The sequence below is a fragment of the Kribbella kalugense genome (genome assembly GCF_004365875.1).
Taxonomy (GTDB): domain Bacteria; phylum Actinomycetota; class Actinomycetes; order Propionibacteriales; family Kribbellaceae; genus Kribbella; species Kribbella kalugense.
Genome location: NZ_SODF01000003.1, coordinates 233,763 through 249,490 on the forward strand (window position 1 = coordinate 233,763; position 15,728 = coordinate 249,490).

Consider the following 15,728-nt stretch of genomic DNA (forward strand, 5'->3'; position numbering starts at 1 on the left):
CTCCACCGTCGAGATCGGCGGCACTGACACCACCTCGCGAACAGCTGCGGACACCAATTCCCGCGCCACGGAGCCCCGCTCCACCGTCGAGATCGGCGGCACTGACACCACCTCGCGAACAGCTGCGGACACCAATTCCCGCGCCACGGAGCCCCGCTCCACCGTCGAGATCGGTGGGACGGACGCCCGCCGCGCTGCCTCGCAGCAAGCCGCGGACGCCGACTACCGCGCGACTGAACCGCGCTCGAAGGTGGAGATCGGTGGTGCGGTCGCTGGGCAGATCACTCCAGCCGGGTCCGCGGACGCCAACTACCGGGCTACCGAGCCGCGATCCAAGGTTGAGATTGGTGGCGCCAACACGGACTACCGGGCGGCTGAGCCGCCGTCCGAGGGGCGGCTGAGCGGGTCCAGCGACAGCCGGCCGGCGTCGACCAGCAAGCCTGCGACCGAGTTGCCGACGGGTGGGCGGATGCGGGTGGGTGTGCCGGACCGGCCTACTGACGGGGCTCCGACGCGGTACACCGAGCTGCGGGCGACGATTCCGGTGCGGGTCGTCGTACGCGATGGGGACTCGCTGTGGACCCTCGCCGCTCGCGAGCTCGGTCCCAAGGCCACGAACGGAGCGATCGCGGCCCGTTGGCCGGATTGGTACGCCGCGAACCGTCAGGTGATCGGGGACGACCCCGACCTCATTTTTCCCGGGCAGGTACTTCGCGTCCCGCCCGCCTCGACCGGCGATCACGTCCCGCCCACTCATCAGGAGAAGTGACATGAGCCAGCCACAGAACCTCCGTGCGGACGACCTCCAGCACCCAGTTCAGCTCACCCCGACGGACGCCGAGCCCGTACTCGTCCCCGTCCCGGACCTGGCGCCGGACACCGAAGAGGCGGACACCGCCGCGTCTGTTGCGCAGCCTCGGCTGCGCTCGGTGGACGGATGCGCCGGCGAGCACACCGTGCCGGCGTCCGCCCGGTACGCGACCGAACTGACGGACGGCGCACTGGCCCTCCGCCTACAGGCAATCACCCGCCTAGGCATCGCATCGCCAGTCACCTCGCCAGTCACCTCGCCAGTCACCTCGCCAGTCACCTCGGCAATCAGCTCGCCGGTCACAGAGTCGGTCAAGGAGCCTGTCGCAGGGCCGGTCACCTCGCCGGTCAGCACGCCGGTCAGCACGCCGGCTGCAGAGCAGGTGGCTGGGCGGGCTGATGGGGTTCAGCTGCCGCAGGGCACGGACGCGCCGCGGGTGCCGGAGGCTCGGGCTTGGGGCGGTCGGTTGGCGCAGGCGGTTGCGGAGGTGCTGGCGGGCGACCGGCCGATCTCGCAGCTGGTTCGGTTCACCGATGACGCGGTCTTCATGGAGCTGAACCGCCGGGTCCGCCTGATGGGGTTGAACACGACCGCCGTCAGCCGCGGCGCGAAAGACAAGAGCACGCTGCGCTCGGTGCGGGTGTTCATGCCGGAGCCGTTCGTCGCCGAGGTCGCCGCGCACGTACGCCGCGGCGACCGTTCGCGGGCGATCGCCCTACGGATGGAGATCCGCCGCAACCGCTGGGTCTGCACCGCCCTCGAACTCGGCTGACAACTGGGTGAACTCTTGGCCGGGGTACGGCGTCATAGGGAGCGCAACCTGATCGTGCCGCGGCTGTCATGTCGGCGGCGTACGGTAACCGGATCGGTCGACTCGTTCGGGGGAATGGATGTCTGAGACCACAATCGCCACACCGCTGGACCAGCCCGAATCGTCGTGGCAGGTCGGTGTGCAGGACCTGAGCGACGCGGAGCGCGCACGGGTCATGCCAGCGGTTCAGCATCGCCGGTGGAGCGAGCGAGTGCCGCTGCTTTACCCGTTGGCCATTCGGTACCACCGCGGGCTCAAGCGACTCGAGTGGATGCGGTCCAGCACGCCGTACGCCGAGGATCGTCAGGCGGACGACCTTCCGGTCCGGATCAAGCGCCACAAGTCGCTGCTGCTGCGGCAGCTCGGTGAGACCGAGATGTGGATGCAGCACAACAAGGTCACCAATCTGAAGCTCGCGTGCGCACAGGTCGACGGGCTGCTGATCCGGCCGGGTGAGACGTTCTCGTTCAACAAGCTGGTCGGCAACGCGACCCGTCGCAAGGGCTACAAGAAGGGCATGCGGCTGTCGAACGGGCAGGCCCGGCCGGGGATCGGCGGCGGCATCTGTCAGCTCGCCAACCTGCTGCACTGGATGGTGCTGCACTCGCCCCTGACCGTGACGCAGCGATCGACGCACAGCTTCGACCCGTTCCCGGACAACGGCCGGGTGCTGCCGTGGGGCGTTGGTTGCAGCATCGTCTACAACTACGTGGACCTGCAGTTCCGCAACGACACCGACCAGACGTTCCAGCTGCACGTCGGCGTCGGCGACCGCTACCTCGAGGGCGAGATCCTCGCCGACGTCCCGGCCGAGTCGTCGTACCGGGTGTTCGCCAAGGACGAGCGGTTCCTCCGGGTCGGCGCGGAGTACTTCCGCCGCAACGAGATCTGGCGGACCGTGATCGACCGCCGCACGGGTACGGCGCTACGCGACGAGCTGATCCGCGAAAACGTTGCCCTGGTCAAGTACCTCCCGGTCGACGTCCCGGTCCTCGACGTCGTACTCCCGGACTGAGTCACTCCAGCAACGTCGCCCCGTACTTCTCGAACAGCGCCGCCACGTCCCCCGAGAACCCGCCGTGCAACTCGGCCAGCATCGCCCGCGTGCTCGCCGACATCACCAGTACATACCGAGCCGGCTCCTCGGACGGATTGCCGAACGTGTGCGGCACACCCCGCGGCCCGACGATCCCGGACCCCGCCGGTACGTCGTAGTCCTCGCCGTCGATGCGCAGCCGCAGCGTCCCCGACAGGACGTACCACGCCTCGTCATCGTCGTGGTGCACATGCAACGGCGCCTGCCAGGCCACCTGGTCCGACCTACGCCCCGCCGCCTCCCACTCGGCCAGCACGAGACCGGACCCCTCCGGCGCCAGGGTTCGGCCGAGGAGAGGTACTGCGGACACATCGTCGCGACGTGGCATCGAATCAGTAAATCAAAACTGTCGGTGGCGCGTAGGAGACTGGGCGTGTGACTGTGATGGTCGAGCCGTACCGGGAGCGTGCTGCGCGCGTCGCCGGTGCCGACCTGTGGACGCGGACTGCTGAGGGCGGAGACTTCCGGATCCTGCCCGACGGGTGCATGGATCTACTGCTGGTGGACGACGGCCTGGTCGTGGCCGGACCGGACGAACGCGCTTGGACGGGCAGCGCCCCGCGCGGGACCCGGTTCGCCGGGATCCGGTTCGGGCCTGGGACCGCGCCCGGCTTCTTCGGCGTACCGGCTCGGGAGTTGCTGAACGAGCGGGTCCCGCTGGCCGAGCTGTGGTCGCCCAACCGGACCAGACGACTGCTCGACCGGATCAGATCGGCGCCCGATCCGGCAACGGCGCTGGACATCGAAGTCGCCAAGCTGGTCGAGGAGCCAACGGACCGGCTGATCTCTTATGTACTGCGCAGTGTCCGCGACGGACTCCTCCGCGGCACGGCCGGCGTCTCCCGGCTGGCGGCGACGGTCGGTCTGAGCGAACGGCAACTCCACCGACGCAGTCTGGACGCGTTCGGCTACGGACCGAAGATGCTCGACCGCGTGCTGTGGATGAACGTTGCCCTCGACCACGCCCGCACCGGACTGGCTCTCGCCGACGTCGCGATGCTCACCGGATACGCCGACCAGGCCCACCTCACCCGCGACGTCAAAGCACTCACCGGTCTGCCACCTAAGATCCTGCTGGCCTGAGCCTCTTGCCGTGTCAGCATTGTCTCTCATGACCGCTCAACCGGAAGTCGGTACGGCGACGTTGCGGCACAACCCGCTCAACGCGGTGACGGCGACCGTCGAGCGCATCACCTATGCCGACGGCCGCACCGCGGTTCGCAAGCAGCTCCAGAGTCCGGTCGACTCGACCGGTCCGTGGGCGGCATCGACCGACCCGCGGCACTGGAACTACTGGCGCCGCGAGCTCGAGGCCTATCAGGACGACGAGCTCCGCGGCCGGCTGGCGGACGCCGGTCTGGTCCTGCCCGAGGCCGAGGTCGAGGAGCGGCCGGACAGCGCCGTACTCCTGATGGAAGACATCGGCGGGACCTCCGGCACCCAGTTCAGCCTCGCGGAGCACGCGGCGCTCGCCCGCGCGTGCGGTCGTTGGCAGGCGCGGCCCGCCGCCGAAAGACCATGGACGTCGACGGGTTTTCTCCGCAACTACTCGACGACTCGCGACGTCCCCTGGCACCTGATGACCGACGACGCCGCCTGGCAGCAGCCGCTCATCCGCGAGACCTGGTCGAGTGAGCTGCGGGAGGCATGGACCCGACTTCTCGCGCACCGCGACGCACTGCTCGACCTGGTCGCGACTCTCCCCCGCGCCACCTGCCACCTCGACTTCTGGGTCTCGAACGTGATCCAGCGGCCCACCGGCGAGCTCGCCCTGTTCGACTGGTCGTTCATCGGTGACGGCGCGCTCGGCGAAGACATCGGCAACTACATCCCCGATGCGGTCTTCGACCTGTTCTGGCCGGCCGAGCGTCTCCCCGAACTCGCCGACACCTGCATCGCCAACTACCTCGACGGCCTGCACGAAGCGGGTTGGCGCGGCGACCCGGATCAGGTCCGGCTGGCGGTGATGGCATCCACCGTCAAGTACGCGTGGCTCCTCCCGGGCCTGCTCGGCCGCGCGTCCGACGCCTCACACAACGCCTACCATCGCCAGGTCGACAGCCGGTACCTCTTCCACCAACGCGGCCAAGGCCTCGCCTTCGTCGCCGACTGGTGCGCCGAGGCCCTCAGCCGAGCACGACGGTAAAACCACCAGGTACGACGAGCGCGCGACCTCGAGCAACCAGCTTGCCCGCGGCATCGTAGGTGTACGCGCGCTTGCCAGGCATCACGCGAGGATGTGTATCCAGGCTGACCAGCAGTACTGCGTTGCCAATCCGCAGACTGCTCACAGTCGGGACCAGGAGTACGGCGTCCACCTGCGCAGCGCTCGTCGACTTCGCAGTCAGAGAGGTGGCGCCGGCGGGCAGCGCGCCTGCAAGAGTCAGCGGCTGGAGAGCACCGGGCGCCGCGGAGATACCTTGCGGACCGCAGACGTGAGTAAGAGTGCCCAGCGTGCGTGAGCCGGCGGTCCAGGTGGTGCGAGCCGGATTCGCAGTGGCGACCAGGTTGACGACCGGGAGCACCAGCCGCGGCTGGGCTGACGGCGGCACGGTCCAGGTCGCCGTACCGTCGAGTGACAGGTAGGAACCGTTGCTCCATTGGGATTCGCCGGTCCAGGCCGACGGTGGCGTGACGACCTGACCACCCGTCGCCGACTCGCCCTCGACGATCTGCAGGCCGTCGTACGACGGGGTGCCGGTCAGGCGGGCGACGTCCGGGTGGGCGTCGAGGGCAAGCATCGAGAGTTGGCCGTGAATGCTGGACTCGGCGCCGGAGTTGCGGTTGATCACGCCGTCGCCGGAGATCCCGTCGTACGTGCGACCGGTCGTGGCGTCGTACACCGGTTCGCCGGCGTGATTGCCGCCGAAGTACCAGGCCGCGACGAACGCCGCGAGGTGAGTCAGTCCGACGGCGAGGACGCCTTGCAGCCGGGCGTCGACGCCGTACGCGATCTGGGAGCGGTCGATCGGGACCGGCAGCCAGCCGTTGTCGGGGCCGCCTGCGGTCATGAGGAGTGGAGTGAAACCGGCGGCATCGCCGACGGCCGGAGTCAGGAGGTCGCGTGCACCGAGTGCGGACGAAGCCGCGGCGAGGGCGGACGGCATCTGCGCGCCCCACGCATGCCAGTCGGAGATCGACTCACCCCACGGCATCAGCGCACGGAACGGCCACTCGCGAGTCGAGCCGGCACTCATCTTCGCAATACCTTCAGCGAAACGAGCGAGCGCCCGACGCGCCTTGGCTGAGCCGCCTGCCTGGACGTACGCCGACAATCCGAGGACGGCCTCTGAGGTCGCGTCCGCGCCGTTGACGATCAGCCAGGCCGGGAGACGGCGGCCGTCGACGACGTTGTACTGGCCGTAACGAACCAAGACCTGACGCTCGAGGGCGGCGATCGCGAGCTCGAGACGGTCGCGGAGGAACGCCGCGAAAGCACGGTCGGTGTGGCGGAAAGCGGCGTACCCCTCCCCCAATGCCCAGACGGTCCGGGCGAGCCAATACGACGGGCCGGAGTCGGAGGGATCGGGGAGTTCGACGGGGTCGGCGCTCGGGTTGAGCGTCCCGTCGGGTTGCATCCACAGCACCACGTTGCCGTTGGATGACTGCAGGAACGTGAGCGCGCGCAGCAACCCACGGGCCGCGTCCGGGGATCCGCCGAACTGCTTCCAATGGCGCAGGTAGACCACAGCCGCCCGAGCGATGTCGTCCGCGTTGTAGGCGCCCTGCCCGTAGGTGTTGGTCACCGGATCGTAGGTGCCACCACCGATCCGCTTGTACGAGCCGTCTGCCTGATGGTCGGCGTACGTCCACAGCACACCGATCGGTCCCGAGCCGAACGTGGTGTGACCGGGAGCCGGCGGCGGGGAGACCGACGTACGGAGGAAGTCGAGGTGGGCCAGGTTGGAGAGGCGGCTCAAGGCCGACGCGGGAAGGGTGACTGTCGACGCGGCTGCTGCCGCGAGGGCGCCGCCGATGACGGTGCGGCGGGTGAGGATCATGTCAGGCGGTCCAATCTGGCCACGCCGATGGCGGCGTCGGCCATGCCGTAGAAGACATAGTGGGTGCCGTTGACCTGCTCGATCGCCGTGGGGAAGACCACGTTGCCGACCGTGCCGATCTTTTCCTCGTCGGTCTCCGGGACCATCAACGGTTCGGTGGTCCGCGCGATGACGCGAGTGACGTCCTCGGGGTCGAGGATGAGAGCGCCGGCGGCGTAGCAGACCTTCTGGGTGGTCGGGTCGAAACCTTCCGGCTGCTCCCCCGTGACGCCGTGGTGGATCACCAGCCACCCCTCGGGGATCCGCAGCGGCGCGGGGCCGGCGCCGATCTTCAGCTCTTCGAACGGGTACTCCGACATGGCGACCAGCCGGTGATCGCGCAGGTGCACCAGGTTCCGGATGTCGTCCTCGACCGCGGAGACGGGCACGAACGACACCCAGATCCCCGGTCGGTCGTCGGTGATCCCGGCCGGTAGATGGACACCTTCGCCTTCGCGGAACCAGCCGAGGTCCCACATCGGACGGTGCAGCATCGCGTACGACGGTTCGCCGTCGGGACCGGGCACGGGCTCGGGGAAGAAGACCGTGTCCTTGTTGGGAAAGAGATTCAGGTCGGTGTCCAGCGACGGTTGGTACTCGAAGTGCAACGGACCAAGCCGCCGCCAGTCCCGAAGATCCGACGACACCGCGAGGGCAGGCTTCGGGCCAAGCGGGCCGTAGGCGACGTACGTCATCACATGCAGGCCGAGCGACGGGACGAACGTGACCCGCGGATCCTCCACCCCGGCGTTGTTCTTGCCGCGTTCCCAGCCCTCGTCCGGCGCGAGCACGACCCCCTCGCGCTCGACACCCACCGGCACACCGTCGACCACCTCAACGCGAGCCAGGCCGACCCGAGAGATGTTGCCTCGCGCAACCAGTCGGGGAAGCAAGTAAAGGGTCCCGTCCGGGGTGTGCCCGGTCGCAGGGTTCAGCACCCCCTCGGACTCGAGGTCGTTGCCCGGATCGGCCGTCATCAGCACGCCGACGCGAGTGAGTGTGTAGGGAACAGTCACGAGATACCTTTCAGCCTTTGACGCCGGACGACAGGTTCGTCGAGATGAACCGGCGCTGGAAGATGATGAACAAGGTCACGGCCGGCGCGGCCAGCACGCACGCTCCCGCGAGGACGGCGCCGAACGGGTTCGCCGCGCGGGCGGACACCGTGGTCAGGTAGTTCGACAACGACACCGCCAACGGCTGCAGGTCCTGCTGCTTGGTGATCAGGAACGGCCACAGGAACTCGTTCCACGGCCCGATGAACGTCAGCAGTACGCCGGTCAGCAGAGCCGGCCGCACCAGCGGTACGGCGACCCGCCACAGGATGTTCAACTCCGACGCCCCGTCGATCCGAGCCGCGTCGAACAGCTCGGCCGGCAACTGCATGAAGTACTGCCGGAACACGAACACCGCGGTCGAGTTGATCGCGAACGGCAGGATCATCCCGAGGTACGAGTCGGCCAGCCCGTAGCTGCGCACGATCAGCACGTACAGCGGGATCGTCAGCAGCTGGAACGGCACGACCTGGATCAGCAGCATCAGGTTGAACACCAGCCCACGCCCACGGAACTGCAACCGGGCCAGCGCGTAGCCCGCGAGTACGCCGAAGACCAGCGTCCCGAGGATCACGCCGCCGGTGAAGATCCCGGAGTTGATCAACGAGCGAACCAGGTGGATCGCCTTGTTGATCTCGCCGTAGTTGTGCAGCGTCAGGTTGCCCGGCGACGGGAACGCGCCACCGATGGACGGATCCGGCTCGGTCTGCAACGAGCCGATCAGCATGTAGTAGAAGGGAAAGAGGAACACGAAGGCGCCGACGAGCAGCGAGACGAACCTCAGCTTCATCGGTCCTCCCTCCCCACGAAGCGGCGTTCGACCAGAGCGAGGATCAGCACACCGATCACCAGCAGCACCCCGATCGCGGAGGCGACATCAGGGTTGCCCTGCTCGATTCCGCGCTGGTACATGATCAGCACCGGCGACGCGGACGCGCCGTCCGGGCCGCCGCCACCGGTGAGCAGATACGGCTCTGTGAACAGGTTCGCCCCGGTCACGGTCGCCAACAGGACCACGAGGGTGGTCGCCGGCCGGACGCCCGGCACGGTGACGTTGAGGAACGACTTCCAACGACTGGCGCCGTCCATCGACGCCGCCTCGTAGAGATCCGCGGACACGTTCTGCAAGGCGGCCAGGTACAGCAGGATGAAGAACCCGAGCTGTTTCCAGGTCACGAAGATCGCGACCGTCGGCATCGCCAGGTGCGAGTTCACCAACCAGGACGGATCCGGCGCGAGCGGGCCGAGGACGGAGTTGACCAACCCGTTCGAGTTGAACAGGAACAGCCACACCCCGACCACAGCCACACTCGCGGTCACGTACGGCACGTAGTACGACACCCGGAAGAACGTCCGCCACCGGATCGCCGAGTTCAGTGCGGTGGACAGCCCCAGCGACAACACCACGGTCAGCGGGACGTTGATGACCAGGAAGATCAGCACGTTCCCGAAGGCCCGGCGTACGGCGGGATCCGACAACACGGTCGCGTAGTTGGCGAACCCGACGAACGGCCGATCCACGATCGCGCCAGGCGCCGCGAAGAAGTAGTCGTGGAACGACATGTACACCGCGAAGACGAGCGGATAGGCGAACACCGCCGCGATGAACACGACGTACGGCGTGACGAACGCCGTACCGACCGGATGCTCACCGAGGACCCGGGTGAGCGGGCCTCGTTTCATGACTGCTTGACGAGCTGATCGACCTTCTGGGCGGCGCCGTCGAGGGCCGACCCGGGATCCTCCTGGCCGAAGATGACCGACTTGGAGTAGGCGTCCCGGAAGGTCTGCCAGATCGTGATCGAGTTCGGCACGTTCGGGACCTCGACCGTGCGGGACGCCTGGTCGGCGAACACCTTGTAGTCGGGGTTCTTGGTGAAGTAGTCGGCGTACGTCGTCGCGACGTCCTTGCGCAGCGGCATTTGACCGCTTGCGGCGAGGAACTTGCCGTCCTGGTCCTGGCTGGTGGCGAACTTCAGCACGTCCCACGCCGTCCCGCGGTTCTTGCAGGAGGAGTACATCCCGACGTTCTTGGCGTCACTGAAGGTGTGGATCTCGTTCGCCGGCTTACCGGTCGAGGTCGGCACGGGTACGACGCCCCAGTCGACCTTGCCCTTGTACGTCGCGATCGCCCACGGGCCGACGACCGCCATCGCTGCTGTGCCGTCGACGAACGCGTCCCCGGTGTACTTCTCCGGCGACGCCAGCTTGTCCTTGTACATGGTCTGCCAGAAGCCGGCGACCTTCTTGCCCTCGTCGGAGGCGAACGTGGACTTGCCATCGGCAACCAACTGCTTGCCGCCGGTCTCAGCCGCGTACAACGGGTAGAAGTCGAACCAGGACTGGTAGAACTCGTTGCTCGGCGCCGGGTAGATGGCGACCTTCGCAGCCTTCGAGGCGACCACCTTGCGCGACGTCGCGAGGAACTCGTCGTACGTCTTCAACGGCGGGTTCGTCGTGTCGATACCGGCCTTGGCGAACGCCTTCTTGTTGTAGAAGATCATCACCGGATTCGACTTCCAGGGCAGCTGGTAGTACTTGCCGTCGGCAGACTTGTACTGCTGCGCGACGTCGCCGGACCGGTCCTCGATGTACTGCTTCCCGTCGGGGAAGCTGTCCAGCGGCACCAGGCCACCTTGCTTCTGGAACTGCGAGACCGAGGCCGGCGAGGTGTTGAAGATCAGGCAGGGCGCGTTGCCGGCCGTGATCGCGGCGCCGATGACCTCCTCGGAGCTCTTCCCGGTCGGGATCTCCTGCGCGGTGACCTTCTGGTCGGCGTGCGCCGCGTTCCAGGCCGCGACCATTTGCTTGCCCCAGGCCACTTCCTCGGCGTTGTTCGAGTACCAGATCGTGATCGGTCCGCGCGCCTTCGCCGCGGCGTCGGCGTCACCAGCGCCGCCACCGCCACTGCCGCACGCGGCGAGCGAGCCGACCAGAACCACGGCCAGCAGTCCAGCTTGCACCTTCATGTTTCCTCCAGGGGAGCTGTGCCGGTCGACCGCCGTACGACGAGTTGCGCGGGCGGCAACTCGACATCCGGTACTTCGGTCGCGCCGTCGACGAGTTGATTGAGGGTCTGAGCCGCGACCTCACCGAACCGGAACGGGTCGGCGCGGACGGTGGTCAGCCCGGGATGTACGTACTCGGCGAGCTCGCTGTCGTCGAAGCCCGCAATGCTCAGGTCGTCCGGCACGGTCAGGCCGGCGGCCTGCGCCGCGCCCAGACCGGCGATCGCCATCCGGTCGTTCGCGTAGACGATCGCGGTCGGCCGCTTCGGCAACGCGAGCAGCCGCCGGGTGGCCTCGATCCCGCCGGCCGCGGTGAAGTCACCGGCCTCGACCGCCGCCGGCTTTAGGCCGGCAGCAGCCAGGGTCGCGACGAACGCCGAGGACCGCGCGGTGGCGTGCACGAAGGCGGGCGGTCCGGCGACATGCGCGATCCGGGTGTGGCCCAGCTCGAGAAGGTGTTGGACGACCGCGCTCGTCCCCGGCCGGTCGTCGAGGGTGACCGCCGGGAACGGCGACTCCCCGTCCGGCCGGTTCAGGGTGACCGCGGGCAGGCCGAGGTCGACCAGCAACTGGATCCGCGGATCGTCGTGCCGGAGGTCGGACAGGAAGACTCCGTCGACCCGCGCGTCCTGCGCGAGCCGCCGGTACCCGTCCGCTTCGGACTCCCCCGCGGTGACAACCTGCAGAACCAGAGCCTGCCCTCGGGTGGACAGGACGCTCTCGACTCCGGCGATGAACGCCGGGAAGAACGGGTCCGACGACAGCACGGCCGGGTCCCGGGTGATCACCAGGCCGAGCGCGAACGCCTTCGACACCGACAGCGAGCGAGCCCGGTTACTCGGCCGCCAACCGAGCTCGTCAGCGGCCGCCAGGATCTTGTCCACGGTCGCCTGAGCCAGCCCCGGCCGCCCGTTCAGCGCGAACGACACCGACCCCTTCGACACTCCAGCCCTGCTCGCAACATCCGCGATCGTCGGCCGCTGTTTAACCACAAGCACCTCACGAGACAGATTTAAACCGGTTTAGAGGTCAGTTAAACCGGTTTAAACCGTCAGCGTCAAGGGGTCAGGACAGTAGGGCGCAGCCGTCGAGGACGTGGCCGACCGTGGAGAGCTCGACGATGTCGCCGGCCGCGTTCATGACACCTCGGACGCGGCCGCCGCTGATCAGCCTCAACGCCGGCGTACCCAACCGGGCCTGATACGCCGCCCTGACCCAGGCCATCGAGTGCCCCTGGAAGTCCAGGGTGGCGTGCCCGTCCGGGTAGGTGGTGATCGTCCCGGGGCCGCCGTTGTCGTAGACGATCGAGGCGCCGGTGTCGAGGTTGGTCAGGCTGTTGACGAGAGGTCCGGCCACCCGGGTGCTGATCGAGCCGTCCGCATTCTCGATCCGGCTCACGACGTACTCGCGGTCCTCGACGATGCCGATGTGGACCGGGAACCCGCAGACGTCCGCGGGGATATCGGCGGGAGTATTGCCGACCGGGACGCGATGGTGATCGCCCGCCGCCTGCGCCGGGGCTGCCGCGACGGTGATCAGTGCCGTGACGACGCCAAGAGACAGTTTGCATAATCGTACGAGAGTCATAAGATATGGATATCATATCTTCTGCGGGATGGGGTTGTCATGATCGTGGTTACGGGAGCGACCGGAGTTGTTGGTCGTCCGCTGGTTGCGTTGTTGGAGGAGCAGGGCTTCGACGTTCGTGCTGTCAGCAGGTCAGCCGGCTTTGAGGTTCACCGGGCGGAGGACGCGCTGGAGGGGGCCGACGCTCTGTTCGTGCATCCGCGGGCTGTCGGGGAGGGTGCGGCGAAGCTGCTCGCGTTGGCCGCTGAGAACGGGGTACGGCGGGTGGTGGTGCTGTCGGCGATCAACGTCGACGACGACTTGGATCATCAGCCGTCGCGGCAGAACGGTGATCGGAACAAGGAGGTCGAGGCCGCTGTCGTCGAGGCGGGCATCCCTTGGGTGGCGGTTCGGGCCAGCTCGTTCGCCCTCAACGCGATCGGCATGTTCGGCGCCCAGGCTCGCGCGGGCGACGTCGTACGCGCGCCGTATGCGAACTTCGCGGAATCGCCGCTGCACGAGTCGGACCTGGCCGCGGTGATCGCCCGCGCACTGACCAGTGACGACCTCGACGGCCGTCGGATCCCGGTGACCGGCCCGCAATCCTTGACCCACCAGGAGATGGTCGCCGTCATCAGCGAGGTCATCGGCCGACCACTCCGCTTCGAAGAAGTCCCGCCGGAGCTCGCCGCCCGCGGACTCATTGCGAACGGGCTGCCGGAGGCTTTCGTCACCGCACTAATGGCCAGGTACGCACGGGATGCCGGAAAGCCTGCGCCCGTCACGGACGAGGTCGAGCGGATCCTGAATCGGCCGGCCCGCACGTTCGCCCAATGGGTCGCGGATCACGCCGACAGCTTCCAGGCGGTCGCATCATGATCCGCCGTACTCCGGATGCCAGATTCGAAGGGCTCGTGGACTACCCCTTCGAACCGCACTACCTGGACATCGACAGCACTCCGCTGCGCGTGCACTACCTCGACGAGCGCCCTGACCCGGACAACGCATCCGGCGAGACCGTTCTCCTACTGCACGGCGAGCCGACCTGGAGTTACCTCTACCGCCACGTCATCCCGCCACTGGTCGCGGCCGGCCACCGCTGCGTCGCCCCGGATCTCGTCGGCTTCGGCAAATCCGACAAGCCCACCGGCCGGTTCGCGTACACCTACCAGTCCCACCTGGACTGGCTCCGTCAGGTTGTCTTCGACAGCCTCGACCTGTCCGACGTGACCATGGTCTGCCACGACTGGGGTGGTCTGCTCGGCCTGCGCCTCCTCGGCGAGCACCCCGACAAGTTCAAGCGCGTTGTCGCGACGAGCACCTCGATGCCGACCGGGGATCGGGAGCCGAGCGGACTGCTTTCCATCTGGTTGCAGATCAGTCAGCGGTCGAATCCGTTCGTGGCCAGCCAGGTCGTCGACCGCGGCACGGTCACCGAGCTCGATCCCGCTGTCGGGGCGGCGTACGACGCACCGTTCCCGGACGAGAGCTACCTGCAGGGTGCCCGCCAGTTCCCGCTGCTCATCCCGCTCACGCCGTACGACGAAGCGAGCGAACCGAATCGCAAGGCCTGGGAGGTACTGCGGACCTTGTCCATCCCCTTCCTGTATGTGCATGCCGATCACGACTACGGCGTCGGCGAAGGGCGGGCGACGCTGGGTGAAGCGATTCCCGGCGCGCAGGAGGTCGTTCTCGAGAACGCCGGTCATTTCGGGCTGGAGGACCGTGGGGCCGAGTTCGCCGCCGTGGTCGGCGGATTCATGGCGGCAAACTGATACAGTATTGTACGGAATTCGTACAATACGAGGAGCAGATCTTATGAGTCCTGCATCTTCCCGCGAGCCGGCCCGACGCAGCCGGCGGCTCGCGACCGAGATCAAGGACTCGCTGCGCGAACTGAGCAACCAACTGTCGCTGCTCAATCACCAGGTCGGTGCGCACCTCGACCTGAAGGACGTCGACCTGGACTGCCTGGAGCTCATCACCCGATACGGCCCGATGAGCCCAGGCGCCCTGGCCCGGCGGGCCGGACTTCACCCCGCGACGATGACGGGCGTGCTCGACCGCCTACAGAAGAACGGCTGGATCGACCGCGGCCGGGACCCGGAAGCGGTCGACCGCCGCGCCGTCACGGTCCGCGCCCGCCGCGACCGCAACGCGGAGGTCTACCAGCTGTACTCCGGGATGAACAGCACGATGGACGAGCTCCTGGCCGACTACTCCGAGGACGAGCTGAAGCTGCTGGCCGAGTTCCTCCAGCGCACCACCACCGCCGGCCAGGCCGCTACGACAACCCTGGCCGAAGCCTGACGAGGTGCGCAGTGGCGCGCTATCTGCCGGAATTCGCGCACTCGTTTGCAGTTCTCTCTTGACCGACCCCTGACCTGGTCGCGTAACTTGGTCGGCAGTGACGCACCCAGCCGGTAGCGGATCGAGGCTGATCCGAAGTCCGGTTTCCAGGCGCCAGGGCCGCTCGAACCACCCAGCCCGAGGCGGGGTCGCGTCCCCGGGACCGATGGAGCAATCGTGTCCAAACCCTCTCGCCGCCTAGTCGCAGTTCTGGCGGCCACCGCCCTGGCAGTCACCGCAACGGTCCTCACCCGAACCGCTGCCGACGCAGCCGTCACGCTGCCGCCGACGCACGCCAAGTTCGACTACCAGATCGGTGGCGCCTACACCCCGCCCGCCGGCGTCCAGGTAGTCACCCGCGATCGGACCGCCGCACCGGCGGCCGGGCTCTACAACATCTGCTACGTCAACGCCTTCCAGGTCCAGCCGGGCGAAGAGGGCCAGTGGGACTCCGACCTGCTGCTCCGCGACGCCAAGGGCAACCTGGTGATCGACCAGGACTGGGGCGAACCGCTCCTCGACTTCCGTACGGCGGACAAGCGGAGCCGGATCGCCACCAAGGTCAACGGCTGGATCGACGGCTGTGCGACCAAGGGGTACAAGGCGATCGAGCCGGACAACTACGACAGCTACACCCGCTCGAAGAAGCTCCTCACCGCCGCGAACGCGAAGGCGTACCTGACGCTGCTCGCCACCCACGCGCACTCCAAGAACCTGGCCATCGCGCAGAAGAACACCGTCGAGCTGGCCGGCGACCGGCAAGCAGTCGGCCTCGACTTCGCGGTCGCCGAGGAATGCGGCCAGTACGACGAGTGCGGCGACTACGTCGATGCCTTCGGCAACAAAGTGATCGTGATCGAGTACACCGACAAAGGCCGGCGTACGGCGTGTTCGCAGTACGGCGGAACGTTGACCATCGTGCAGCGCGACGTGGACGTCTCCGTCCCGGGCGACTCCGGCTACGTCCGCAAGACCTGCTGAATCCTCTTCCT

The 15,728-nt window shown here is 67.7% G+C and carries 17 protein-coding genes; 9 read left to right on the forward strand and 8 right to left on the reverse strand.

What is annotated here, in order from left to right; all coding sequences use genetic code 11:
* From EV650_RS40780 to EV650_RS32420, 3 genes are all read left to right on the forward strand, one after another.
* A partial coding sequence (locus tag EV650_RS40780) for a LysM peptidoglycan-binding domain-containing protein (RefSeq protein ID WP_202875137.1) occupies positions 1-769 on the forward strand: 769 nt, incomplete at its 5' end.
* Between the two features lies 1 nt (position 770).
* On the forward strand, positions 771-1,583 hold the full coding sequence (locus EV650_RS32415; protein ID WP_134122982.1) for an Rv3235 family protein: 813 nt from the start codon (positions 771-773) through the stop codon (positions 1,581-1,583).
* A gap of 118 nt (positions 1,584-1,701) precedes the next feature.
* Positions 1,702-2,637 (forward strand): VanW family protein, encoded by a 936-nt coding sequence (locus EV650_RS32420; RefSeq protein WP_238174619.1) that lies wholly within the window; start codon positions 1,702-1,704, stop codon positions 2,635-2,637.
* Between the two features lies 1 nt (position 2,638).
* Here EV650_RS32420 and EV650_RS32425 read toward each other — a convergent pair whose 3' ends face one another.
* A complete protein-coding gene (locus tag EV650_RS32425; RefSeq protein WP_134122983.1) occupies positions 2,639-3,046 on the reverse strand; it encodes a cupin domain-containing protein in 408 nt (135 codons plus the stop codon).
* A gap of 56 nt (positions 3,047-3,102) precedes the next feature.
* Here EV650_RS32425 and EV650_RS32430 point away from each other — a divergent pair, with 56 nt between their 5' ends.
* On the forward strand, positions 3,103-3,801 hold the full coding sequence (locus EV650_RS32430; RefSeq protein WP_238174727.1) for a helix-turn-helix domain-containing protein: 699 nt from the start codon (positions 3,103-3,105) through the stop codon (positions 3,799-3,801).
* Positions 3,802-3,829: 28 nt separating this feature from the next.
* Positions 3,830-4,864, forward strand: coding sequence for an aminoglycoside phosphotransferase/kinase family protein (locus tag EV650_RS32435; protein ID WP_134122984.1), 1,035 nt, complete (start codon positions 3,830-3,832; stop codon positions 4,862-4,864).
* Here EV650_RS32435 and EV650_RS32440 read toward each other — a convergent pair.
* From EV650_RS32440 to EV650_RS32470, 7 genes are all read right to left on the reverse strand, one after another.
* Positions 4,845-6,719 (reverse strand): hypothetical protein, encoded by a 1,875-nt coding sequence (locus EV650_RS32440; RefSeq protein WP_134122985.1) that lies wholly within the window; start codon positions 6,717-6,719, stop codon positions 4,845-4,847. The two genes, EV650_RS32435 and EV650_RS32440, sit on opposite strands and share 20 nt — an antisense overlap.
* Positions 6,716-7,774: a glycoside hydrolase family 130 protein gene (locus EV650_RS32445; RefSeq protein ID WP_238174620.1), complete on the reverse strand. Its 1,059-nt coding sequence runs from the start codon at positions 7,772-7,774 to the stop codon at positions 6,716-6,718. The genes EV650_RS32440 and EV650_RS32445 overlap by 4 nt, the downstream gene beginning before the upstream one ends.
* Before the next feature lie 10 nt (positions 7,775-7,784).
* Positions 7,785-8,603, reverse strand: coding sequence for a carbohydrate ABC transporter permease (locus EV650_RS32450; protein ID WP_134122986.1), 819 nt, complete (start codon positions 8,601-8,603; stop codon positions 7,785-7,787).
* Positions 8,600-9,496 carry a carbohydrate ABC transporter permease gene (locus EV650_RS32455; protein ID WP_134122987.1) on the reverse strand — a complete coding sequence of 299 codons (897 nt, stop codon included), beginning with the start codon at positions 9,494-9,496 and terminating at the stop codon, positions 8,600-8,602. The genes EV650_RS32450 and EV650_RS32455 overlap by 4 nt, the downstream gene beginning before the upstream one ends.
* Positions 9,493-10,782, reverse strand: a complete 1,290-nt coding sequence (locus EV650_RS32460) for an extracellular solute-binding protein (RefSeq protein ID WP_134122988.1) — start codon at positions 10,780-10,782, stop codon at positions 9,493-9,495. Before EV650_RS32460 ends, EV650_RS32455 begins: the two co-directional genes overlap by 4 nt.
* Entirely contained in the window at positions 10,779-11,819 is a 1,041-nt protein-coding gene (locus EV650_RS32465) for a LacI family DNA-binding transcriptional regulator (RefSeq protein WP_369409972.1), read from the reverse strand. Before EV650_RS32465 ends, EV650_RS32460 begins: the two co-directional genes overlap by 4 nt.
* Positions 11,820-11,886: 67 nt before the next feature.
* Entirely contained in the window at positions 11,887-12,408 is a 522-nt protein-coding gene (locus EV650_RS32470) for a hypothetical protein (RefSeq protein WP_134122989.1), read from the reverse strand.
* A 39-nt stretch (positions 12,409-12,447) separates the two neighbouring features.
* Between EV650_RS32470 and EV650_RS32475 the strand changes: the two genes are divergently transcribed.
* From EV650_RS32475 to EV650_RS32490, 4 genes are all read left to right on the forward strand, one after another.
* Entirely contained in the window at positions 12,448-13,266 is an 819-nt protein-coding gene (locus EV650_RS32475; protein ID WP_134122990.1) for an NmrA family NAD(P)-binding protein, read from the forward strand.
* Positions 13,263-14,162 carry a haloalkane dehalogenase gene (locus tag EV650_RS32480; protein WP_202875139.1) on the forward strand — a complete coding sequence of 300 codons (900 nt, stop codon included), beginning with the start codon at positions 13,263-13,265 and terminating at the stop codon, positions 14,160-14,162. Before EV650_RS32475 ends, EV650_RS32480 begins: the two co-directional genes overlap by 4 nt.
* Before the next feature lie 43 nt (positions 14,163-14,205).
* Complete coding sequence (locus EV650_RS32485; protein ID WP_134122991.1) at positions 14,206-14,697, forward strand: MarR family winged helix-turn-helix transcriptional regulator; 492 nt, start codon at positions 14,206-14,208, stop codon at positions 14,695-14,697.
* Positions 14,698-14,913: 216 nt separating this feature from the next.
* A complete protein-coding gene (locus EV650_RS32490) occupies positions 14,914-15,717 on the forward strand; it encodes an endo alpha-1,4 polygalactosaminidase (protein ID WP_134122992.1) in 804 nt (267 codons plus the stop codon).
* Positions 15,718-15,728 lie beyond the last annotated feature (11 nt).

Excerpts from the sequence above, each read along its gene's own strand:
- EV650_RS32485 (WP_134122991.1), top strand. The coding sequence starts at position 14,206 with ATGAGTCCTGCATCTTCCCGCGAGCCGGCCCGACGCAGCCGGCGGCTC.
- EV650_RS32460 (WP_134122988.1), bottom strand. The coding sequence starts at position 10,782 with ATGAAGGTGCAAGCTGGACTGCTGGCCGTGGTTCTGGTCGGCTCGCTC.
- EV650_RS32480 (WP_202875139.1), top strand. The coding sequence starts at position 13,263 with ATGATCCGCCGTACTCCGGATGCCAGATTCGAAGGGCTCGTGGACTAC.
- EV650_RS32435 (WP_134122984.1), top strand. The coding sequence starts at position 3,830 with ATGACCGCTCAACCGGAAGTCGGTACGGCGACGTTGCGGCACAACCCG.
- EV650_RS32455 (WP_134122987.1), bottom strand. The coding sequence starts at position 9,496 with ATGAAACGAGGCCCGCTCACCCGGGTCCTCGGTGAGCATCCGGTCGGT.
- EV650_RS32415 (WP_134122982.1), top strand. The coding sequence starts at position 771 with ATGAGCCAGCCACAGAACCTCCGTGCGGACGACCTCCAGCACCCAGTT.
- EV650_RS32430 (WP_238174727.1), top strand. The coding sequence starts at position 3,103 with ATGGTCGAGCCGTACCGGGAGCGTGCTGCGCGCGTCGCCGGTGCCGAC.
- EV650_RS32420 (WP_238174619.1), top strand. The coding sequence starts at position 1,702 with ATGTCTGAGACCACAATCGCCACACCGCTGGACCAGCCCGAATCGTCG.
- EV650_RS32440 (WP_134122985.1), bottom strand. The coding sequence starts at position 6,719 with ATGATCCTCACCCGCCGCACCGTCATCGGCGGCGCCCTCGCGGCAGCA.
- EV650_RS32470 (WP_134122989.1), bottom strand. The coding sequence starts at position 12,408 with ATGACTCTCGTACGATTATGCAAACTGTCTCTTGGCGTCGTCACGGCA.
- EV650_RS32425 (WP_134122983.1), bottom strand. The coding sequence starts at position 3,046 with ATGCCACGTCGCGACGATGTGTCCGCAGTACCTCTCCTCGGCCGAACC.
- EV650_RS32450 (WP_134122986.1), bottom strand. The coding sequence starts at position 8,603 with ATGAAGCTGAGGTTCGTCTCGCTGCTCGTCGGCGCCTTCGTGTTCCTC.
- EV650_RS32475 (WP_134122990.1), top strand. The coding sequence starts at position 12,448 with ATGATCGTGGTTACGGGAGCGACCGGAGTTGTTGGTCGTCCGCTGGTT.